The 21114-nt window shown below is 67.9% G+C and carries 21 protein-coding genes; 5 read left to right on the top strand and 16 right to left on the bottom strand.

What is annotated here, in order from left to right; translation table 11 throughout:
* Positions 1-24: 24 nt before the first annotated feature.
* The gene (locus ABDC78_RS20960) at positions 25-453 is read left to right on the top strand and encodes a PPOX class F420-dependent oxidoreductase (RefSeq protein WP_178361778.1); all 429 of its coding nucleotides are present in this window, start codon (positions 25-27) and stop codon (positions 451-453) included.
* Here the strand turns inward: ABDC78_RS20960 and ABDC78_RS20955 are convergent.
* From ABDC78_RS20955 to ABDC78_RS20935, 5 genes are read right to left on the bottom strand one after another with little or no spacing between them, the layout of a single operon-like run.
* On the bottom strand, positions 383-1075 hold the full coding sequence (locus ABDC78_RS20955) for a CPBP family intramembrane glutamic endopeptidase (protein WP_178361777.1): 693 nt from the start codon (positions 1073-1075) through the stop codon (positions 383-385). The genes ABDC78_RS20960 and ABDC78_RS20955 overlap by 71 nt on opposite strands.
* Positions 1075-2787, bottom strand: coding sequence for an alpha/beta hydrolase (locus ABDC78_RS20950; protein ID WP_178361776.1), 1713 nt, complete (start codon positions 2785-2787; stop codon positions 1075-1077). Before ABDC78_RS20950 ends, ABDC78_RS20955 begins: the two co-directional genes overlap by 1 nt.
* Positions 2784-5096, bottom strand: coding sequence for a phosphoribosylformylglycinamidine synthase subunit PurL (purL, locus tag ABDC78_RS20945; protein WP_178361775.1), 2313 nt, complete (start codon positions 5094-5096; stop codon positions 2784-2786). The genes ABDC78_RS20950 and purL overlap by 4 nt, the downstream gene beginning before the upstream one ends.
* A 26-nt stretch (positions 5097-5122) precedes the next feature.
* On the bottom strand, positions 5123-5470 hold the full coding sequence (locus ABDC78_RS20940) for a VOC family protein (RefSeq protein ID WP_178361774.1): 348 nt from the start codon (positions 5468-5470) through the stop codon (positions 5123-5125).
* A 15-nt stretch (positions 5471-5485) separates the two neighbouring features.
* Entirely contained in the window at positions 5486-6742 is a 1257-nt protein-coding gene (locus tag ABDC78_RS20935; protein ID WP_178361773.1) for a M18 family aminopeptidase, read from the bottom strand.
* 50 nt (positions 6743-6792) lie between these two features.
* Here ABDC78_RS20935 and ABDC78_RS20930 point away from each other — a divergent pair, with 50 nt between their 5' ends.
* Together ABDC78_RS20930 and ABDC78_RS20925 are read left to right on the top strand one after the other, a co-directional pair.
* Positions 6793-7821, top strand: coding sequence for a Dyp-type peroxidase (locus ABDC78_RS20930; RefSeq protein WP_178361772.1), 1029 nt, complete (start codon positions 6793-6795; stop codon positions 7819-7821).
* Positions 7818-8615: a family 1 encapsulin nanocompartment shell protein gene (locus ABDC78_RS20925; RefSeq protein WP_178361771.1), complete on the top strand. Its 798-nt coding sequence runs from the start codon at positions 7818-7820 to the stop codon at positions 8613-8615. The genes ABDC78_RS20930 and ABDC78_RS20925 overlap by 4 nt, the downstream gene beginning before the upstream one ends.
* A 173-nt stretch (positions 8616-8788) precedes the next feature.
* Here ABDC78_RS20925 and purQ read toward each other — a convergent pair whose 3' ends face one another.
* From purQ to ABDC78_RS20910, 3 genes are read right to left on the bottom strand one after another with little or no spacing between them, the layout of a single operon-like run.
* The gene (purQ, locus tag ABDC78_RS20920; RefSeq protein ID WP_178361770.1) at positions 8789-9463 is read right to left on the bottom strand and encodes a phosphoribosylformylglycinamidine synthase subunit PurQ; all 675 of its coding nucleotides are present in this window, start codon (positions 9461-9463) and stop codon (positions 8789-8791) included.
* A complete protein-coding gene (purS, locus tag ABDC78_RS20915) occupies positions 9460-9711 on the bottom strand; it encodes a phosphoribosylformylglycinamidine synthase subunit PurS (RefSeq protein WP_178361769.1) in 252 nt (83 codons plus the stop codon). The genes purQ and purS overlap by 4 nt, the downstream gene beginning before the upstream one ends.
* Positions 9712-9746: 35 nt before the next feature.
* Positions 9747-10409 (bottom strand): ATPase, encoded by a 663-nt coding sequence (locus tag ABDC78_RS20910; protein ID WP_178361768.1) that lies wholly within the window; start codon positions 10407-10409, stop codon positions 9747-9749.
* Positions 10410-10443: 34 nt separating this feature from the next.
* Here ABDC78_RS20910 and ABDC78_RS20905 point away from each other — a divergent pair, with 34 nt between their 5' ends.
* The gene (locus ABDC78_RS20905; RefSeq protein ID WP_178361767.1) at positions 10444-11109 is read left to right on the top strand and encodes an MBL fold metallo-hydrolase; all 666 of its coding nucleotides are present in this window, start codon (positions 10444-10446) and stop codon (positions 11107-11109) included.
* A gap of 4 nt (positions 11110-11113) precedes the next feature.
* Here the strand turns inward: ABDC78_RS20905 and ABDC78_RS20900 are convergent, their stop codons facing one another.
* From ABDC78_RS20900 to ABDC78_RS20880, 5 genes are all read right to left on the bottom strand, one after another.
* Positions 11114-12745, bottom strand: coding sequence for an FAD-binding dehydrogenase (locus ABDC78_RS20900; RefSeq protein ID WP_178361766.1), 1632 nt, complete (start codon positions 12743-12745; stop codon positions 11114-11116).
* Positions 12746-12770: 25 nt separating this feature from the next.
* A complete protein-coding gene (locus ABDC78_RS20895) occupies positions 12771-13475 on the bottom strand; it encodes a DUF2334 domain-containing protein (protein WP_178361765.1) in 705 nt (234 codons plus the stop codon).
* 67 nt (positions 13476-13542) lie between these two features.
* On the bottom strand, positions 13543-14040 hold the full coding sequence (locus tag ABDC78_RS20890; protein ID WP_178361764.1) for a glutathione peroxidase: 498 nt from the start codon (positions 14038-14040) through the stop codon (positions 13543-13545).
* 49 nt (positions 14041-14089) lie between these two features.
* A complete protein-coding gene (locus ABDC78_RS20885) occupies positions 14090-16198 on the bottom strand; it encodes a S9 family peptidase (RefSeq protein ID WP_178361763.1) in 2109 nt (702 codons plus the stop codon).
* Positions 16195-17088 (bottom strand): phosphoribosylaminoimidazolesuccinocarboxamide synthase, encoded by an 894-nt coding sequence (locus ABDC78_RS20880; protein ID WP_178361762.1) that lies wholly within the window; start codon positions 17086-17088, stop codon positions 16195-16197. Before ABDC78_RS20880 ends, ABDC78_RS20885 begins: the two co-directional genes overlap by 4 nt.
* 40 nt (positions 17089-17128) lie before the next feature.
* Between ABDC78_RS20880 and ABDC78_RS20875 the strand changes: the two genes are divergently transcribed.
* Complete coding sequence (locus ABDC78_RS20875) at positions 17129-17761, top strand: hypothetical protein (RefSeq protein WP_178361761.1); 633 nt, start codon at positions 17129-17131, stop codon at positions 17759-17761.
* A gap of 83 nt (positions 17762-17844) precedes the next feature.
* On the opposite strand, the gene ABDC78_RS20870 is transcribed toward ABDC78_RS20875, so the two are convergent.
* The 3 genes from ABDC78_RS20870 to purB are packed head-to-tail and all read right to left on the bottom strand — an operon-like array spanning position 17845 to position 21079.
* Positions 17845-18417, bottom strand: coding sequence for a DUF1707 domain-containing protein (locus ABDC78_RS20870; protein ID WP_178361760.1), 573 nt, complete (start codon positions 18415-18417; stop codon positions 17845-17847).
* A 20-nt stretch (positions 18418-18437) separates the two neighbouring features.
* On the bottom strand, positions 18438-19664 hold the full coding sequence (locus ABDC78_RS20865; protein WP_178361759.1) for a cytochrome P450: 1227 nt from the start codon (positions 19662-19664) through the stop codon (positions 18438-18440).
* On the bottom strand, positions 19661-21079 hold the full coding sequence (gene purB, locus ABDC78_RS20860; RefSeq protein WP_178361758.1) for an adenylosuccinate lyase: 1419 nt from the start codon (positions 21077-21079) through the stop codon (positions 19661-19663). Before purB ends, ABDC78_RS20865 begins: the two co-directional genes overlap by 4 nt.
* Positions 21080-21114 lie beyond the last annotated feature (35 nt).

Here is a 21114-nt window from a genome sequence, read left to right as displayed (position 1 = left end):
GATTGAGGTTCTACCGTCTGCGGTATGACCTTCACATCCTTCGAGATCGACTTCATGAAGCAGGCCGATGTCGGCAGACTGGCCACGATCCAGCCCGACGGCACGCCGCAGAACAGCCCGGTCGGGTTCACCTTCAACGAGCAACTCGGCACCATCGACATCGCCGGCTATCAGATGTCACGCAGCCGCAAGTTCCGCAACCTCGCGCGAAACGACAAGGTGGCGTTCGTCATCGACGACATCCCGTCCCGCGACCCGTGGCGGGTGCGGTGCCTGGAGATACGCGGCACCGCCGTGCAGGCCCTGCTCGACGACCCGCCGCGCGAACCGAACGGGGACCCACTCGACGCCGCCATCATCCGCATCACTCCTCGACGGGTGATCAGCTTCGGAATCGACGACCAGACGACCGAACCGCACCAGCTGGTCGCGCACGTCCGCAACGTCGCCTGACCTCTTCCCCACCCCGACGCTGCACCATCAGCGCGGCGATCGCGCCGGCCTCGTTGACAGCGAGGTGGGCGAGCATCGGTGCGGCAAGGCTGCCCGACTTCGCGTAGAGCCGGCCGAAGATCCAGCCTGCGGCACCGGTGACCAGGATCGTGCCGGGCAGCGACTCACCCGTCGCGCGGGCGTCCGGCAGGTGGGACAGGCCGAACGCCGCCGCGGCGAACAGCTGCCCGCGGGACTCGCCGAACGCCCGCGTCGCGGTAGATCCCAGCGCCGCCCGGTAGGCCGCCTCCTCGGCCCACACCGTGCCGATCGGGATACGCAGCAGCAGCCATCGACCCGTCGGCGCCGGCAGCGTGCGTTCGGCCATGCCGTCTCGCACCGGCGAAATCGCTGTTCCCGCAGCAACAGCGAGCACCACAGGGGCCGCGGCAGCCGCCCCCCACCGCAGGCCGGCCCACAGTGTCGGTGGCCGCAGGCCCAGCGATGCACCGCTGACCGACGACATCGCGACGCCGAACAGCGCGTGTGGAAGCGGATGCCACCGAGCCGGGATCCGCGGCGCCGCCACGCTCCATCCCAATAGCGCCGCCGCCAATGCGCCCGCCCGCAGCTTGTCCCGCACTATGCGGCGGACTCGTTCTGCTGCAACGCTCCTCGGATCCGCTCGGTGTCCGACGGCGTCCAACCCGGAGGTGCGGCGACGCCTGCCCATCCGTCGAGGATGAAGTCGCCGTAGTTGTGCCCGTGGCCGTCGGGCACCGAAGCGGCATTTGTCATGTCCGCTGCGACCTGCCAGAACGTGATGATGGGATACCACCGCATCGATGCGGTCCGGTCGCGCCCCGGCGGCTCGGCGAGCCAATCCGGACGGGTGAACAGCAGTTCCGGCGACCACCAGACGATCGGATCCGAAGCATGCTGCAGGAAGAGCACTCTGGTGCCGTCCCACGGATCGGCGGTGTCCCTGGCGATCTGAGCGGCGTCGTTTCCCTGGGAGAACCGTACGGTGCGGCCGTCGTCGTAGCGCGGTTCCACTTCGGGGGTGCCCGGGTCGCGGCGCGCCGTGATTGCCTGCCACAGCGGGCTGGCGTTGGGCGGGCCGACCCAGAGCACCGAGGAGAAACCCATCCGCGAGATGTCCGGCAACCAGTCGAATGCCCCCTGGCCGGCCATCGAGCCGAGGCTCTCCCCGTACAGCAGCAGGCGGGGACGCTCGTCCTCCGGCAACTGGACCCATCGGTCGTGGATCGCGTCGATCATCATCCGGCCCGAGTCCATCGACTTCTGCTGGTCGCCCAGGAACGAGATCCAGCTCGGCAGATACGAATACTGCGATCCGACGATCGCGGTGTCGCCGTTGTACATCATCTCCAGCGACCTCGCCGCGATCGGGTTCACCCATCCGGTCCCCGTGGTCGGCACGATGACCAGCACCTCGCGCTCGAAGGCGCCGCTGCGCTCGAGTTCGCTGAGCAACACGGCCATGCGAGCTTCGTCGGTGTCGGCCGTCTGCAGGCCGACGTACACCCGGATCGGTTCCTCGGCGGGCCGGCCGTTGAGGCGGGTCAGCTCCTCGGCGCCTGGACCGCCGGCGACGAAGTTCCTCCCCTGGTAGCCCAGCGATTCCCACGATGCGAAAGACTCCGGGCTGCCGGATCTTTCGGGTTCATCGGGCTGGATCACACCCTCCCTGGTGGTGGTGTTCTGCGGTTGGAACACCCGGTTGGCCCCGGCCAGGAAGCCCCGCACCAGGACGCCGTTGACCAGCGTGATCACCAACACCACGACGATGCCCGTGCCGATGAACAGCGCCACCTCGTCGGACAGTCGCCAGCGGCGGATGAAAACACGTGCCATCGTCTTGATGAGGTCCAGCAGCAGCCGACTCGCCGCCACGCAGACCCCTGCAACCACTGCTGCCAGGACGAGAGTGCGCAGATAGCCGGCCGTGCCCGGCCCTTCGACACCCATCAGCGCGGAGACCTGCCGTTGCCAGGCGGCCGCCGGGATCACGATCAGCGCACAGGCCCCCACCGACATCACGACTGCGATTGCCTTGAGCGCGTAGGACACCCGGGCGGGCGGCGGCCACCACCGCCGACGCGCCAGCAGGAAACGACCGATCATCGTGGACACGAACACCCCGATGCCGTATCCGATGGCGGCGGTGACGCCGCCGATCAGGCCCTGGAACAGCCAGTCCCTGGGCAGCAGCGACGGTGTCATCGACAGGCAGAAGAACAGTGCGCCGAACACGGCGCCGGTGAAATCCAATCGCACCAGGCGCCACGCCCACAGGTAGACGGGGTTTTCCTTGTGGGTCTGCGAAGTCACCCGAACAACCCGGGCAGCACGCCCTCCGACGTGCTCCGTAACTCCTCCAAGGTGACCGCGAACTGGCCCTGCACCTCGACGGCCGCCTGGCCCCCGTCGGGCCCCTGGTCGACGACACCGATCCGGGTGGCCGGTAATCCGCGGGCCTGGCACATCGCGGTGAACCTGCTCTCCTCGGTGCGGGGCACCGCGACGAGCACCCGCCCGGAGGATTCGGAGAACAGGAACACGAACGGGTCGACCGACTCGGGAAGCACGATGCGGCAACCGGTTTCGCCGGTGAGCGCAGCCTCGACCACTGCCTGGATCAGACCGCCCTCGGACAGATCGTGGGCGGCGGAGACAAGACCGTCGCGCGACGCGGCAGTCAGCACGTCGGCCAGCAGTCGTTCCCGTTCCAGATCCACGGCAGGCGGCAGGCCGCCGAGATGCTCGGCGGTGACCTGAGCCCAGATCGAACCGTCGAACTCGTCGCGGGTGTCGCCGAGAAGGATCAAGGTCTCGCCGGGTTCGTTGCCGAGGCCGGTGGGGATGCGCCGCTTCACATCGTCGATGACGCCGAGCACGCCGACGACCGGGGTGGGCAGGATCGCCGTGGTTCCGGTCTGGTTGTAGAAGCTGACGTTCCCGCCGGTGACCGGAATGCCCAGTGTCGCAGCACCATCGGCCAGCCCGCGGACCGCCTGCGAGAACTGCCACATCACGCCCGGGTCCTCGGGTGAACCGAAGTTCAGGCAATTGGTGACCGCGATCGGGGTGGCGCCGGTGACGGCGACGTTCCGGTACGCCTCCGACAGGGCAAGCTGGGCTCCCGTGTACGGGTCGAGCGCCGTGTACCGACCCGAGGCGTCGGTGGAGATCGCGATACCGCGCCCGGTCTCCTCGTCGACGCGGAGCACGCCGCCGTCGGCGTTCTCGGCCAGCACGGTGTTGCCTCGGACATAGCGGTCGTACTGTTCGGTGATGAACGCCCGGCTGCACAGATGTGGGCTGCCGACCATCGCGAGCAACGTCGCGCGCAGTTCGTCCCCACTCGACGGCCGGGGAATCGACGCCGATGTGTCGGCGTTGAGTGCGTCCTGGGTGTCGGGTCGCCGAACTGGCCGTTCGTACACCGGCCCCTCGTGGGCGACCGTGCGCGGCGGCACGTCGACGACGGTTTCGCCGTGCCAGGTGATCTCCAGCCGATCTCCGTCGGTGACCTCACCGATGACCGTGGCCAGCACATCCCACTTGCGGCACACCGCCATGAAAGCATCGACGTTGTCCGGCGTGACGACGGCGCACATCCGTTCCTGCGATTCGCTCGACAGGATCTCGGCCGGCGTCATGTTGGCCGCCCGAAGCGGCACAGTCTCCAGCGCAACCTTCATGCCGCCATCGCCCGCAGCCGCCAGTTCCGAAGTAGCGCAAGCCAATCCGGCGCCACCGAGATCCTGGATACCGACCACGAGGTCGGCGGCGTACAACTCCAGGCAGCACTCGATGAGGACCTTCTCGGTGAACGGGTCACCGACCTGGACGGACGGCAGCTTCTTGCGGCCCGCTCCACCCCCGCCCTCGTCGCCGCCGAACGTCTCCGACGCCAGCACCGACACCCCGCCGATGCCGTCCAGACCGGTGCGGGCTCCGAACAGGATGATCTTGTTGCCGGTCCCCGACGCGAACGCCAAGTGCAGGTCCTCTTTGCGGAGCACACCCACGCACAGCGCGTTCACCAGCGGATTTCCCGCATAGCACGCGTCGAAGACCGTCTCACCACCGATGTTGGGCAGGCCGAGGGAGTTCCCGTATCCGCCGACGCCTCGCACCACGCCGTCGAGGACGCGCCTGGTGTCCGGCGCATCGGCGGCGCCGAAGCGCAACTGGTCCATCACGGCCACCGGCCGGGCACCCATCGCCATGATGTCGCGGACGATCCCGCCGACGCCGGTGGCGGCACCCTGGTAGGGCTCGATGTAGGACGGATGGTTGTGCGACTCCACCTTGAAGGTGGCCGCCCACCCGTCGCCGATGTCGACGACGCCGGCGTTTTCGCCGATGCCTGCGAGCATCGCCGTGCGCATCTCCTCGGTGGTCGTCTCGCCGAAGTAGCGCAGATGCACCTTCGACGATTTGTAGGAGCAGTGCTCGCTCCACATCACCGAGTACATCGCAAGCTCGGCATCGGTGGGCCGACGGCCGAGGATCTCGCGGATCCGTTCGTACTCGTCGTCCTTGAGCCCCAGCTCCCGGAAGGGCTGCGGCTGCTCGGGAGTAGCGGCTGCCCGCTCGACGGTGTCTACCTCTTGGGTCAACCCAGACGTCACCGAGACAGTCTAGCCAGCGCGGGAGGTCAGCCTCCGGCGACGCAGAAGGCGTTGCCCTCCGGGTCGGCCAGCACGACCCACTCGAACTCAGGCCCGAAGCTGTTCCGGCCGGTCTCCCGCGCCCCCAGACCGACGAGGCGGGCCACCTCGGCCTCTTTGTCGGCGGAGTGGAAGTCCAGGTGCACCTTGTTCTTGCCGGGCGTCGGGTCGGGCACCCGCTGAAAGCCCAGCGCCGGGCGTCCCTCGCTGGTGACCATGACGAATTCGCCTGGCGCCACGGCGTTCACATCTCCGCCGGCAGCCTTGGCCCACCAGTCGGCCAGCCCGTCGGGATCAACACAATCGAAGGTGATCATCTCAACTTTCAGTGTCATACCGCCGACCCTAAGTCAGCCGGGTGACAGAAACGCCTGAAGTGCCGACGAATAGGCGGCGACATCGGCGGCGCCCATCACCTCACGCGCCGAGTGCATCGCCAGCTGGGCCGCCCCGACGTCGACGGTCGGTATTCCGGTTCCCGCCGCGGTCATCGGACCGATCGTCGATCCACACGGCAGGTCGGCGCGGTGCTCGTAGCGCTGCAGTGCAACGCCCGCCTGCTCGCAGGCCAGCGCGAACGCCGCCGCGGTGCGACCGTCGGTGGCGTAGCGCAGGTTGGGCTGCACTTTCAGCACCGGACCTGCATTGACCTCGATCAGGTGGCCGGGTTCGTGGCGTTCCGGATAGTTCGGATGGGTGGCGTGCGCCATGTCCCCCGAAGCGACCATCGATTCCGGCAGTCGTCGCAGGAAGTCTTCGCGCCCGCCGCCCTCGGCCAGCGTGATCCGCTCCAGCACCGTCGGCAGCAGGTCGGATTGTGCGCCATGGTCGGACTGTGATCCGACCTCCTCGTGGTCGAAGAGCACCAGCACCGGCGTGATGGCACCCGGTGCCGCCGCCAGGAAACCCTCCAGACCGGCATAGCACGTCGCCTGGTTGTCCAGTCGTGGCGCGCTGACCAGCTCACCGTCGACCCCGGCCAACCGCGACGGGTTGATGTCGTGTGTCATCAGATCGGCGCCCAGCACGTCTTCGACGTCCACGTCGGCCCGCGCCGCGACATAGGTCAGGAACGACCGGGACCCGCTGCCCACGCCCCACACGGCGTTGACGTGTCGTTGGGGGTTCAGCTCCACGCCCTTGCGGTCCTCGCTGAGATGAATCGCCAATTGCGGTACCCGCAGGATCGGCTCGTCGATCCTGATCAGGTGGTGTTCGATGCCGCTGCCACTACGGACCGAGAGCCTGCCGCTGAGACCGAGGTCGCGGTCCAGCCACGAGTTCAGCCACGCCCCCCCGTAGGGCTGCAGGGCCACGATCTGCCAGCCGGCGACGAACCGGTCCGGGTGCTGTTTGACCCTCAGGTTGGGGCTGTCGGTGTGGGCGCCGACGACACGAAAGGGCACCCCCTTCTCGCCGCCGGAGCGCCAGGCGATCAGCGAACCGGCCCGAACCACGAAGTGGTCACCGGACGCGGGCCACGGGTCGCTCTCGGACAGTTCGGTGAACCCGGCGGCGAGCAATCGGTCGGCGGCGCTTCGGCACACGTGGAACGGGGACGGCGACGAATCGATGAACTCACAAAGGCCATGGGGGCTAGCTGCCATCTCTTCATCTTCACGGGTCTGATCCGCAGCCGTGGCACTAGGGTCGGTGTGTGCCCGATCTTGATCCGCAGCCGGTTCTCGCGCCGCTGACTCCCGCGGCGATCTTCCTGGTGGCGACCATCGATGACGACGGCGAGCGGTCCGTCCACGATGCGCTGGGCGACATCGCAGGGCTGGTGCGGGCCATCGGATTCCGCGATCCGACGAAACGGCTCTCCGTCGTGACGTCGATCGGGTCCGACGCGTGGGACCGGTTGTTCGCCGGGCCCCGCCCCGCTGAACTGCACCCGTTCGTCGAACTCGACGGCGGCCGCCACCGCGCCCCATCGACGCCGGGCGACCTGCTGTTCCACATCCGCGCCGAGTCGATGGACGTCTGTTTCGAGCTGGCCACCAGACTGGTCGGCGCGCTGGACACGATCACCGTCGTCGACGAGACACACGGATTCCGGTTCTTCGACAACCGCGACCTGCTGGGTTTCGTTGACGGCACCGAGAATCCCGACGGCCCGCTTGCCGACAGTGCCACCCGGATCGGCGAGGAGGATCCCGACTTCTCCGGCGGCTGCTACGTGCACGTGCAGAAGTACGTGCACGACATGGGTTCCTGGAACTCGCTGTCGACCGAGGAGCAGGAAAGAGTCATCGGGCGCACCAAGCTCGACGACATCGAGCTCGACGACGATGCGAAGCCCCTGAATTCCCACCTGGCCCTCAACGTCATCGAGGACGAGGACGGCACCGAGCTCAAGATCGTGCGGCACAACATGCCGTTCGGCGAGGTCGGCACGGGCGAGTTCGGTACGTACTTCATCGGCTATTCGCGCACCGCAGCGGTGACCGAACGGATGCTGACCAACATGTTCGTCGGCGACCCGCCGGGCAACACCGACCGGGTACTGGACTTCTCCACCGCCGTCACCGGCTCGATGTTCTTCACCCCGACCACGGATTTCCTCAACAACCCTCCGCCGCTTCCGGATTCAGCGGCGGCGGAATCGCCGGCGGTCGCGCCGGTGACGACGGACAGCTATGACGGATCGCTCGGGATCGGCAGTCTGAAAGGACAACCTCAATGAACAACCTGTACCGCGAACTGGCCCCGATCACCGACGTCGCGTGGGCGGAGATCGAGCAGGAAGCCACCCGTACCTTCAAGCGCCACATCGCGGGCCGCCGGGTGGTCGACGTCAGCGAACCTGGAGGCCCCGTCACCGCGGCGGTGAGTACCGGCCACCTGATCGATGTCGCCGCACCCGGCGACGGCGTGGTCGCCCACCTGCGTGATGCGCGGCCGCTGGTCAGGCTGCGGGTGCCGTTCACGGTGAACCGGATCGACATCGACGACGTCGAGCGCGGGTCGCAGGATTCGGATTGGGACCCGGTCAAGGACGCCGCCAAGAAGCTGGCGTTCATCGAGGATCGGGCGATCTTCGAGGGATACGAGGCGGCCCACATCGGTGGCATCCGCAAGGCGAGTTCGTGCCCCAGTCTGGCGCTGCCCGAAGACCCGCGCGAGATCCCCGACGTGATCAGCCAGGCACTCTCGGAACTGCGACTGGCCGGCGTCGACGGCCCGTACAGCGTGCTGCTGTCGGCGGACATCTACACGCAGGTCAGCGAAACCACCGCGAACGGCTATCCCATCCGCGAACACCTCAACCGACTGGTCGACGGTGACATCATCTGGGCGCCGGCCATCGACGGAGCATTCGTATTATCCACCCGCGGAGGCGATTTCGACCTGCAGCTGGGCACCGACGTGTGCATCGGCTACCTGTCCCACGACGCCGAGACCGTGCAGCTCTACCTGCAGGAGACAATGACGTTCCTGTGTTACACCGCCGAGGCGGCAGTCGCGCTGCGGGCCTGACACCCAGGCCCGCAAGCCTGACGCCTCTCCCCGCGAACGCGCGTGTTTGCACGCCGACGCGCCGCAATTGCTGGCATTTCGCGCGCGCTCGCAGTCGGCCATCGTGACGTTCAGCCCACACGCCTTGGGCCGCAACGGGTTCAAGAGACCAGCCTGCCCCTAGGGCGGGGACGTCAGGACACCAGAACTGCGTCCAGGGCGGAGTAGAAGATGCCGAGCCCGTCGTCGGACGGGCCGGTCAGGGCTTCGGTGGCGTGCTCGGGGTGTGGCATCAGGCCGACGACGCGACCGTCGGCCGAGCTGATGCCGGCGATCGCGCGCATCGAGCCGTTGATGTTGTCGCGGTAGCGGAAGACCACCCGGCCTTCGCCCTCGAGTTCGTCGAGCACGGCCTCGCTCGCGACATAACGTCCCTCACCCGACTTCAGCGGCACCAGCAGGTCGGCACCCTGCTCATACCGCGAGGTCCACGCCGAGGTGTTGGACGCGACCTCAAGCCACACGTCGCGGCACACGAAGTGCAGGCCCGCGTTACGCGTCAGCGCACCGGGCAGCAGACCGGCCTCGCAGAGCACCTGAAAGCCGTTGCAGATCCCCAGCACCGGCATGCCACGGCCGGCAGCGGCGACGACCTCACCCATCACCGGGGCGAACCTCGCGATGGCTCCGCAACGCAGGTAGTCGCCGTAGGAGAAACCGCCGGGGACCACCACCGCGTCGACGCCCTTGAGGTCGGCGTCGGCGTGCCACAGGTTCACCGCTTCGGCGCCGGCCAGTCGCACCGCACGCGCGGCGTCGATGTCGTCGAGGGTGCCCGGGAACGTGATGACGCCCACACGGGCGTTCATGCGGTTCCCCCGGGTAGTTCCCTGCTGACGGTCCAGTCCTCGATGACGGTGTTCGCCAGCAACGATTCGGCGATCTCGGCGAGCTTCTCGTCGTCGATGCTGTCGTCGACTTCAAGCTCGAATCGCTTGCCCTGCCGCACATCTGAGACTCCGTCGAAGCCGAGGCGGCCGAGTGCCCCGACGATCGCCTGCCCCTGCGGGTCGAGGATCTCGGTCTTCGGCATGACGTGTACCACCACTTTTGCCACGCGCTCACTCTACCTGCGGCGGCGGCGGCCTCGCGTCACCGGCATGAGCCCAGGTAAGCGGCGCACAGCGGCGCTGCCATCGCATCAAAAACCTGGGTGTCGGGCACCGCAGACCACTCGACGGCGCTGGGCAGCGTCGACCACAGCGCCACCTCGACCAGGGAACCGTTGCGCGGGTCCGCCACCAGGTAGGCGTGCATGACCCGGCGGCCGCCGTCGCTGATCACCGTCGCAAGCCGCTCCGCATCGCTGCTGGTGATCGACGGTGACACCGCGGGCGCGGTGAGGTGGCACAGCGCCAGCGCCATCCGGGCCTTCTCCAGCGTCTCCAGGGCGATCGGACCCCCGGCCGTGACGGGGCCCCGCCAGTGCAGAACCTGCACCCGCAGGTTCCACTGCCCGTCGGGATTGCTCACCTCGGCGCGGGCGGCCACCACGTAGTCCCGGGGATCGTCGGCCACGGTCGGACTCGCACACCACCCCTCGAACCCGAACCGGGGTGCGGGCGCGTCGACGGCCAGCGCTGCCAGGCCGGGCCAGCGGTAGACCGGGTACAGCGGGAGGGAACTGGACTCGATCCACGCGGCATCGGGGATCGAGTCACAGAAGGGCGGACAAATCCCCGGCACGGAGCGGGCGGTGCCCGGGACCACCACGAGTCCGCAGACCGCCGCCACCACCGCGAGCATCAATCTCACGTGCACCTAACCCCCTGCACGCCAGAATATAGGCATGCAGCTCACACACTTCGGACATTCATGCCTGTTGGCCAGCTTTCCGGGAGCACCGGACGACGGCATCGGCGGTGCGACGACGGTGTTGTTCGACCCGGGCAACTTCTCCCACGGCTTCGAGGGAATCACGGGTCTGTCGGCGATCCTGATCACCCACCAACACCCCGACCACGCCGACACCGAGCGACTGCCCGCCCTCATCGAGGCCAACCCGCAGGCCGCCCTCTACGCAGACCCGCAGACAGCAGCTCAGCTGGGCGCACCGTGGCAGGCGGTTCAGGTCGGCGACACTCTGTCCGTCGGACATCTGACGGTGCGGGGTGTCGGTGGCCAGCATGCGGTCATCCATCCGGAGATCCCGATCATCGACAACATCTCGTATCTCGTCGGCGACGGTAAGCATCCGGCAAAGCTGATGCACCCCGGCGATGCGCTGTTCGTCCCCGGCGAGCCCGTGGACGTGCTGGCCACGCCTGCCGCGGCGCCGTGGATGAAGATCTCAGAGGCCGTCGACTACCTGCGTGCGGTCGCGCCGACCCACGCGGTGCCGATCCACCAGGCGATCGTGGACCCGATCGCCCGCCCCATCTACTACGGCCGACTGTCGGAGATGACCGACACCGACTTCCAGGTCCTCGAACCGGAGAGCGGCACGCAGTTCTAGCCGATCAGCCGACGTCGCGGGCGGCCGCCCGACCGGCCGCCCGGCCCGAGAACACGCACCCACCGAGGAACGTCCCCTCCAGCGAGCGGTAGCCGTGCACGCCGCCACCGCCGAAACCGGCGGCCTCGCCGGCGGCGTACAGGCCTGGCAACACCTCGCCGTCGCTGCGCAACACCCGCGAGTCCAGGTCGGTTTCCAAGCCGCCCAACGACTTCCGGGTCAAGATGTGTAACTTCACCGCGATCAGCGGTCCTGCTTTGGGGTCCGTCAGCCGGTGCGGGGCGACGACTCGGCTGATGCGGTCGGCCAGGTAGCCACGGGCGGCGCGGATCGCGGTGATCTGGCTGTCCTTGGTGAACCGGTTGGCGACCTCGCGATCCCGTGCGGTGACCTCCGCTTCGACCGCGGCGAAATCCAGCGGCTCGACGTCGGGGACCGCGTTCATCGCCACGACCAGATCCCGCAGGGTGTCTGCGGTGACGAAGTCCACGCCCTTGTCGACGAAGGCGTGCACCGGCGCGGGGCCATTCCTGCCCCGCTCCAGGACTCCGCGGACACTGCGACCCGTCAGATCGGGGTTCTGCTCCTGGCCGGACAGACCGAACTCCTTGTCGATGATGCGCGAGTTCAGCACGAACCAGGTGTAGTCGTGGCCGGTCTTGGCGATGTACTCCAGCGTCCCGAGGGTGTCGAACCCGGGGTACAGCGGCGCGGGCAGTCGCCTGCCGGTGGCGTCCAGCCACAGCGACGACGGCCCGGGCAGGATGCGGATGCCGTGCATCGGCCAGATCGGGTCGTAGTTGGTGATGCCCTCCGTGTAGTGCCACATCCGGTCGCTGTTGATCAGGTTCCCGCCGGCTGTTGCCGAGATGTCGAGCATCCGGCCGTCCACGTGGGCGGGGACCCCGCTGAGCAGTTGTTCGGGGACCCGCCCCATGCGGGCCGGCCAGTTCTTGCGGACCAGGTCGTGGTTGCCGCCGATCCCACCGCTGGCGACGACGACCGCTTGCGCGCGAAATTCGAAGTCCCCTGTGGTTTTTCGTGACGACGTGACACCTCGCGCAGCGGTGGACGGTTCCAGCACCGCCCCGCGCACCCCGACGACCGCCCCGCCCTCGACGATGAGTTCGTCGACGCGGTGCCGGTGGGCGAAGCGCACCCCGGCCAGTCGACGCGCGAAGATGTCGACCAGGGCCGGCCCGGTGCCCCAGGTGACGTGGAATCGCGGCACCGAGTTGCCGTGTCCGCGGGCGTCGTAACCGCCCCGCTCGGCCCATCCCACCAATGCGAACGTCTGCAGGCCCCGGTCGCGCAACCAACTGCGTTTCTCTCCGGCGGCGAAGTCGACGTAGGCGTGCGCCCACTGCCTGGGCCAGTGGTCTTCGGGCCGGTCGAACCCGGCGGTGCCCAGCCAGTCCTGCAGCGCGAGTTCGTGGCTGTCGCGGATACCCAGGCGGCGCTGCTCGGGGCTGTCGACGAAGAACAACCCGCCGAACGACCAGAACGCCTGACCACCGATGTTGGCTTCGTTCTCCTGGTCGACGATCAGGACACGACGGCCCCGTTCGACCAGCTCGCAGGCGGCCACCAGCCCCGCCAGTCCGGCACCCACCACGATGACATCAGCGTCAGCCATGGGCCCAATCTACGACCGGCGGCTGCTACGCGGCGTCAGACAGCGCAGTTGCGGCCCGCCACTCGTAGACGGTGGGTACGCACGAGTGCATCAGCGCCAGATCGACCGCGTCGAGCATCGCCTGCCGGGCCCCCGGACGGCGCAGGTGCCGGGCGCCGACAGCCACCCTGACGACGCCCCCGCGTCGAGCCGTGCGCTCAGCCGACAGCACCAGAGTGCGACACCACCACGGCTCCGCGAGGAAGCCTTCCCCGATGCCCAGCACGCGGGTCCGCACGGTGCTCTGGCGAACCAGGTCGGTGATTCCGGCCAGACCGGCCAGCAGGCGGAACCCGTTGCGGGGCAGTACCGTGACTGCCCCCTGGGAGATGTTCCAGCCCGGTGCGGCGAAAAGTCGGGTACGCAGACCGAGGTGCTCGAGGGTCCGGTCGGCGGCCATCAACCGCAGGTTCGCCTCATGGGCCGGCAGTGCGGCGAACTCGCCGCGCCGCGCCTTGGTGGCAGCCTCGTCGAAGCCGTTCAGTACGATCGCGTCTCCGTGGGCGCGCCGGTCGACCAGCCAGCCAACCGTGGCTGCGTCGCGGTCGAGTCGGTACCCACCCTTGAGGCGCGGCGCCACCAGGAACGATCCGGGGACACCCCGGGCGTCGAGTTGGGCGCTGAAGGCGGCGACGTCGGGAAGCGTGCGGTCGCTGACCCCGGATATCGACACGATCAGTTGTCCTGCCACACCCGCAGTGTCGCAATGGCAGGTGTCCAGACGGTGGACAACACTGCGCCCCCAGGTGACGGTTCGTTTAGCGCGGCAAGACGGCCTCGATCGCCGACACCACCTCGGGCGCGTCGGGCGTGGTGCTCGGCCGGAACCTCGTGATCTCGGTTGCGCCCGGGGCCAGCAGGAACTTCTCGAAGTTCCACTGCACGTCGCCGGCCTCACCCTGATCGTCGGGGGTTCTGGTGAGCTCGGCGTAGAGCGGATGCCGGTCCGGGCCGTTGACCTCGGTCTTGGCCAGCAGCGGGAAGGTGACCCCGTAGGTCGTCGAGCAGAAGGTCTGAATCTCCTCTGCCGTGCCGGGCTCCTGACCCATGAACTGATTGCACGGCACCCCGATCACCGTCAGGCCGCGGCCGCTGTAGTCCCTCGCCAGCTGTTCCAGGGCGGCGTACTGCGGGGTCAGCCCGCACTTGGAGGCGACGTTGACGATCAGCGCCGCCCCGTCGGCCAGCTCAGCGAGCGTGGTGGACCGGCCGTCCAGTGTGGTGAGCGCGATGTCGGTGATCGGTGTGTCGGTCATGACCGCGACCGTACCCGCGGCTCAGTTCGCGACGAACCGGGATCCCTGGTCATCGATGGCCGTCCACACCAGCCCTGTCGAGCAGCCATGCGTACTGGAACGCGGCCTCCTTCCAGCGTTCGTACCGGCCGCTGATGCCCCCGTGTCCGGCGTTCATCTCCGTCTTGAGCAGCACCTTGGCTGCGTCGTTACCCGGGTCGACCTGGGCGTGACGCAGCGCGGCAACCCATTTCGCCGGCTCGACGTAGTACACCCTGGTGTCGTTGAGCGATGTCATGGCCAGGATCTCGGGATAATTCTTGGCTTCGACGTTCTCGTAGGGCGAATAGGACTTCATGTAGCGGTAGACGTCGGGGTCCTCCAGTGGGTTTCCCCACTCGTCCCACTCGGTGACGGTCAACGGCAGCGACGGATCCAGGATGGTGGTCAGCGGATCCACGAACGGAACTGCGGCCAGGATTCCGGCGAACAGTTCGGGCGCCAGGTTGGCCACCGCGCCCATCAGCAGACCGCCGGCACTGCCTCCGTAGGCCACCAGGTTCTCCGGTTTGGTCACGTCGTTTCCGACGAGATGGGCTGCCACCGCGATGAAGTCGGTGAACGTGTTCCGCTTCTCCAGCATCTTGCCGTGCTCGTACCACGGCCTGCCGAGTTCGCCGCCGCCGCGCACATGGGCGACGGCAAAAACCATTCCGCGATCGAGCAGGGACAACCGCGCGATGGAGAACCTGGGATCCTCGCACGACTCATAGGCGCCGTAGCCGTAGAGCAGCACCGGCGCCGGGTATCGCAGGCCGGCCCGGTGGATGATCGAGATCGGAATCCGCGCGCCGTCGGGCGCCACCGCCCAGTCGCGTTTCTCGACGTAGTCCTCCGCGCGGTAGTCACCCAGCACGGGTTGCTCCCGCAGCAGAGTTCGATCACCGGAGGACAGGTCGAGGTCGTAGATGCGTACCGGGGTGACGAACGACGTCGCGCCGATGCGCAGTTTCGGCGCGCTCCAGTTCGGGTTCGCCGACAGGCCCACCGACATCAGTTCCGACTCGAAGGTGACGTCCTCGGCGTTGCCGTAGCCCGATTCGGTCAATGGCCACAACTGGATTCGGGGCAGCGCGGCTTTGCGATAGCTGACCACCAGGTGGTCGGCGAACGCGTCGACCGAGTCCAGTCGCACATCGGCGCGATGGTGGATCAGCGTGCGCAGCGAGGTGGGCTCGTCGACCGGGGCCTCGACGAGAGTGAAGTTCTCCGCTCCGTCGTTGTGCAGGATCAGAAATTTGTCCTGCCCGCCGATGACCGCGTGGTCGACCGAGTACTCGATACCCTCGCGTCGCGGCCACACAGTGGCAAACTCGGCCTGCGGGTCCGTGGCGTCGCCGTAGCGGAGTTCGGAGGTGACCGCACTGCCGGCGGCGATGATGACGTACTTGTTGCTGCGGGTCCGGCCGACAGCGACCCAGAATCGTTCGTCCGCTTCGTGATGAACGCGTTCAGACGGTTGTCCGGCCCCCAACCGGTGCCGCCACACGGTGTCCGGGCGCCACGCGTCGTCGACGGTGACGTAGTAGACGGTGCGGTTGTCGGCGGCCCACGTCGCGCCGGCGCCGACGTCGACGATCTCGTCGTCGTAGCGCCGGCCGGTCTCGAGGTCCTTGAATCGCAACGTGTATCGCTCGTCACCCTTGACGTCGACCGAATAGGCAAGGGTCTTGCCGTCGACACTGACCGTCGCCGCGCCGAGTGAGAAGAACTCGTGCCCTGCGGCCTCGACGTTCTCGTCCAGCAGCACCTGCTCGCCGGGGATCTCGGTGTGCTCGTCGAACTGCGGCGGCGTCCAGTCTTCGGGATCGGCGACCGGGCAACGGCATTGGACGCCGTACTGCTTGCCTTGGAAGCTGCGACCGTAGTACCACCAGTCTCCCCGGCGGGTGGGCACCGAGAGATCGGTCTCCTTGGTCCTGGCCTTGATCTCGTCGAAGATCTTCTGCCGCAGAGGCTCCAGATCCGCGGTCACGTGCTCGGTGTAGGCGTTCTCGGCCTCGAGGTGGTCGATCACCTCCTGGCTGGACTTGTCTCGCAGCCACTCGTAGGGATCGATGAACAGGTCGCCGTGGTACTCCCGGCGGTGCTCCACCCGCTTCGCGGTGGGTGACTTCACGCGGACACTCCGATCCAGTCGTCGAACCTCAGGCCCGAGATACGTTCGTAGGCTTCGATGTAGCGCGCTCGGGTCGCCTCGACGATCTCCGCCGGGAGCGCGGGTGGCGCGACGTCGGCGCTACGGTCCCACCCCGACTCGGGTCCGGTCAGCCAATTGCGGACGAACTGTTTGTCGAAGCTGTTCTGGACGACACCTTCGACGTAGTCCGCCGCGCGCCAGTAGCGGGAGGAGTCGGGGGTGAAGACCTCGTCGGCGAGCTTCAGTTCGCCGGCCCCGTCGACGCCGAATTCGAATTTGGTGTCGGCGAGGATGATGCCCTTGGTCAGCGCGTGCTCGGCACCCTGGCGGTAGGTCTGCAGGGTGCGCTCGCGCAGTTGTTCGGCCCGGGTGGCCCCGACGAGGTCGATGACGTCGTCGAAGGTGATGTTCTCGTCGTGCTGACCGAGTTCGGCCTTGCTCGCCGGGGTGAACAACGGTTCGGGGAATCTGCTGGCCTCGGTCAACCCGGGCGGCAGCGCGATGCCGCACACCGCGCCGGTCTTCTGGTAGTCGATCAGCCCCGACCCGGTGAGGTAACCGCGGGCGACCGCCTCCACCGGCAGCATCTCCAACTGCTCGACGACCAGGGCCCGGCCCAGCACCTCGGCCGGGATGCGCTCGTCGTCGGGCGGGCCCGCCAGATGGTTGGGCGAGTCCACATGACCGAAGAAGAACACGCTCATGGCCGTCAGGACGCGGCCCTTGTCGGGAATCGCCGAATCCAGGATGTAGTCGTAGGCAGAGATCCGGTCGGAGGCGACGAAGAGCAGGTGCCCGCTGTCGACCCGGTAGAGCTCACGAACCTTGCCGCTGGCCAGATGCTGGTAGTCGGACAGAGCGGGGCGCATCCGGCCAGCCTAACGGCCCCGGTGTGTTGTGATCGAACACATGAAATCGCGGTGGGTCCCCTACGCCACAACACCCGGTCGGCTGATGACACAGCTGTTCAGCGACGCGGTGGTGATCGCGTGGACAGCCATCTGGGTGTTCGTCGGCATCGCGGTGCACTCCGCGGTGGCCACGATCGCCGAGTTCGGCTTCCAGGTGGAGAGCGGAGCCAACGGGGTGGCGGGCAATCTCGACTCCGCAGGCAACAGCGCCGACGACATCCCGCTGATCGGCGACTCGCTGGCCAGCCCGCTGTCCGCAGCCGGCGACGCCGCCCGCGAGATCGCTGGCGCCGGGCAGACGCTGGGGGTGACGGCGGGATGGCTGGCCTGGCTGCTGGCGCTGGCTGTGGCCGCTCCGCCGATCCTGGCGTTGATGATGCCGTGGCTGTTTCTGCGGGTGCGGTTCTTCCGGCGCAAGTGGACCGCCGTGACGCTGGCGTCGACAGCCGCCGGCGAACAGTTGTTGGCGCTGCGGGCGTTGGCCAACCGGCCACTGGCCAAACTCGCCGCGGTGGACCCCGATCCGGTGGGCGCCTGGCGCAACCTGGATCCGATTGCGATCCGCGGACTGGCCGCCCTGGAGTTGCGGTCATCGGGCATCCGCGCGGCGGGAATCCGCTGGGGCGCCTGACCGATCCTCCGCCGGAATTGCGTTCCAGCCGGCCCGTCCTCGCAGTTCCGCTGCTGGAATGCAATTCCGGCGGGGCGACCGGCTCAGCCGAGCAGCCGCTTGAGTTTGGTACCGAACGAATGGCGGGCGGTCAGCGAACCGAACCGGACCTTGCCCCGCACGACGACGTGCAGACGCGGCGACGGCGGACTCGTCGTCACCTTCACCGACGCGGAGGACCCGATGTTGACGACACCGTTGAGGTCGGCGGTCGCACCGTCGGGCAGGATCAGGTCGGTCGAGCTGAAGTAATCGTCGATCTCGATCTCCACCACCGGGCTGTGCAGCAGCGCGGACGTGAAATCAAGTGTCGTCGAGCACATCCGGGTGTTCAGCCGCAGCCGGGGCGGCACTGTCCACTGACCTTTGCGGGTGATGCTGGACATCCAGCTGCCCAGGACTTCGGGTGGCGCCGGCGCGGCCTGGCGGCGAACATGGGGCAGGTCGGCGATCACGGTGTCCAGTTCCCGGCGGGTTCGCGCGGAGAGCACGACGGTGACCCGCTCGGTGTACTCGTCGAGCGTGAGCATCCCCTGACCGACGGCCTGTTCGAGAATCTGGGTCACTGCGGCCCGATCGGCGTCCGATGCCCTGAAATCCGGTTGTCCAGCGTCCATATGGCTCCAGGGTAGGCGGCTCACGCCCCCAGTTCGACCACCAGGTGTCGGATCCCGGTGTGCCGATTGCTGCGCGTCCACTCCACCGACTCGGCGAGCTGCACCGATGTGAAACGGCCGAGCAGTTCCTCGAACAGCACCCTGAGCTCGAGACGAGCCAGGTTCGCGCCCAGGCAGTAGTGCACGCCCTGGCCGAAACCCAAGTGCGGGTTCGGCTTGCGGGTGATGTCGAAGCGGTCCGGCTCGGCGAAGGCGGCGCCGTCCCGATTGGCCGACCCCTCCCACACCAGTACCTTCTGACCTGGCTCGACGGTGTGTCCGCCCAGCGACGCGGTCTGGGTGACGGTGCGCCGCTTCGACGGTGACGGTGAGGTCCACCGGACCATCTCCTCGATGGCTGTCGGCAGCAGTCCGGGGTCGGCACGCAACGAGTCGAACGATCCGGGCTGTTCGATCAGTGCCAGCAGCCCACCGGCGATCGAGTTGCGGGTGGTCTCCGCGCCCGCACTGAACAGCAGGTTGAAGAACAGGTAGCTCTCGACGTCCGAGAGCGCGGGATCATCGGAGTTGACCACTACTGACAGCATGTCGTCGCTGGGCCGCGCCCGTTTGGCGGCGATCAACTCCTGGCCGTATGCGTACATCCGCGAGCCGGCCTCCTCTACGGACAGCCGGGTGATGGACGCCTTGCGCGAGCCACCGAAGTCGAAGCTGGGCTCGATCGCCTCGAAGAGCCAATGTCGTTCGGACTCAGGTACTCCCAGCAGGATACAGATCATCTGCATCGGCACCTCGGCGGCCACATCGGTGACGAAGTCGAAAGGGACGCCGGGTTCGACGTCGTCGAGCAGCCGCCTCGCCCGGTCGCGCAGATCGTCCTCGACGCGACTGATCATCCGTGGCGTCAGACCCGAACTGACCAGGCGGCGCACTGCGGAGTGCCGCGGATCGTCCATCATGTTCAGCAACTGCCCCGCGATGGACAGATCCTGCAACAGCGTGCCCCCGAAGGGTCGCCCGCCGCCTGTCACCGACGAGAAGGTCTGCGGATCACGGAGCACCGCAAGGGTTTCCGGGTAGGTAGCGACCGACCAGAAACCCTCGCCGTCGGGTGTGTGCTCGGTGGGCTCGTGCCAGTAGACCGGTGCTTGGTGGCGGTGCAACGCGAACAGGTCGTGCGGGAAGCCGCCGGCGAAGTTGTCCAGATCGGTGAAGTCGATCCGGGCCAACTCGGCGGCGCGGGTCACAGAATCGCGCCCGAGGTGTACTTCGCGGCGTCCGGAAAACGCCCGATCAGATCATCGACGGCGGCGACCACGCGGTCGACCTGGTCACCCGCCGCGCCGGTGAAGACCTGCTTGTCGGCGAGCGCGGCGTCGAGCGCCACCCGATCCAGCGGCAGTCGGGGGTCGGCGGCGAGCCGGTCCAGCAGATCGGGCTCGGCGCCCCGTTCACGCATCGCCAGCGCCACCGCGACCGCATGCTCCTTGATGACCTCGTGGGCGGTCTCCCGGCCGACCCCCGCCCGCACCGCGGCGATGAGGATCCGGGTGGTCGCCAGAAACGGCAGGTAGCGGTCGAGCTCGCGCTGGATCACCGCGGGATAGGCGCCGAACTCGTCGAGCACCGTCAGGAAGGTCTCGGTCTGGCCGTCGAGGGCGAAGAACGCGTCCGGCAGCGCGACCCGTCGCACCACCGAGCAGAACACGTCGCCCTCGTTCCACTGCGCACCCGCGAGTTCGGCTGCCATGGAACCGTATCCGCGCAGCACGACCTGAAGACCGTTGACCCGTTCGCAGCTGCGGGTGTTCATCTTGTGCGGCATCGCCGACGAGCCGACCTGCCCGGGGGCGAACCCCTCGGTGACCAGTTCGTGTCCGGCCATCAGCCTGATGGTGTGCGCCAGCGACGACGGGCCCGCGCCGAGCTGCACCAGCGCCGAGACGACGTCGTGGTCCAACGAACGCGGATAGACCTGCCCGACGCTGGTGAAGATCTCGCTGAAGCCCAGGAACTGCGCGACGCGCCGCTCGAGGTCGGCCAGGCGCGCGGTGTCTCCGTCGAACAGGTCCAGCATGTCCTGCGCAGTCCCCATCGGACCCTTGATGCCGCGCAGCGGGTAGCGGTCGACGAGCTCACTGACACGATGCAGCGCGACCAGCATTTCCTCCGCTGCCGACGCGAATCGTTTGCCCAGGGTCGTGGCCTGCGCGGCGACGTTGTGGCTGCGACCGGCCATCACGAGGTCGCGGTAGAGCGCTGCCCGCTCGGCGAGGCGGGCGACCACGGCGACGCTGTGGGCACGCACGAGCTGCAGTGACTGCCGGATCTGCAGTTGTTCGACGTTCTCGGTGAGGTCCCGGCTGGTCATGCCCTTGTGCACGTGCTCGTGGCCGGCGAGCGCGTTGAATTCCTCGATGCGCGCCTTGACGTCGTGTCGCAGCACCCGCTCCCGCGCGGCGATCGACTCCAGGTCGACGTTGTCGACCACACGCTCGTAGTCGCCGAGCACCGCCTCCGGCACGTCGATTCCGAGCTCGGACTGGGCACGCAGCACCGCAAGCCACAGCCGCCGCTCCGTGACGATCTTGGCCTGCGGCGACCAGATCGCCACCATCTCGTCGCTGGCGTAGCGATTGGCCAACACGTTCGGGATTGTCACGAAGACAGAGCTTACGTGGCCTGAGTTCGCCCCGG

The sequence above is a fragment of the Mycobacterium sp. DL genome, assembly GCF_039729195.1.
In the GTDB taxonomy this organism is placed as follows: Bacteria; Actinomycetota; Actinomycetes; order Mycobacteriales; family Mycobacteriaceae; genus Mycobacterium; species Mycobacterium hippocampi_A.
The sequence above is the reverse complement of the archived record's forward strand: the minus strand, read 5'-3'. Positions and strand labels throughout refer to the sequence as shown.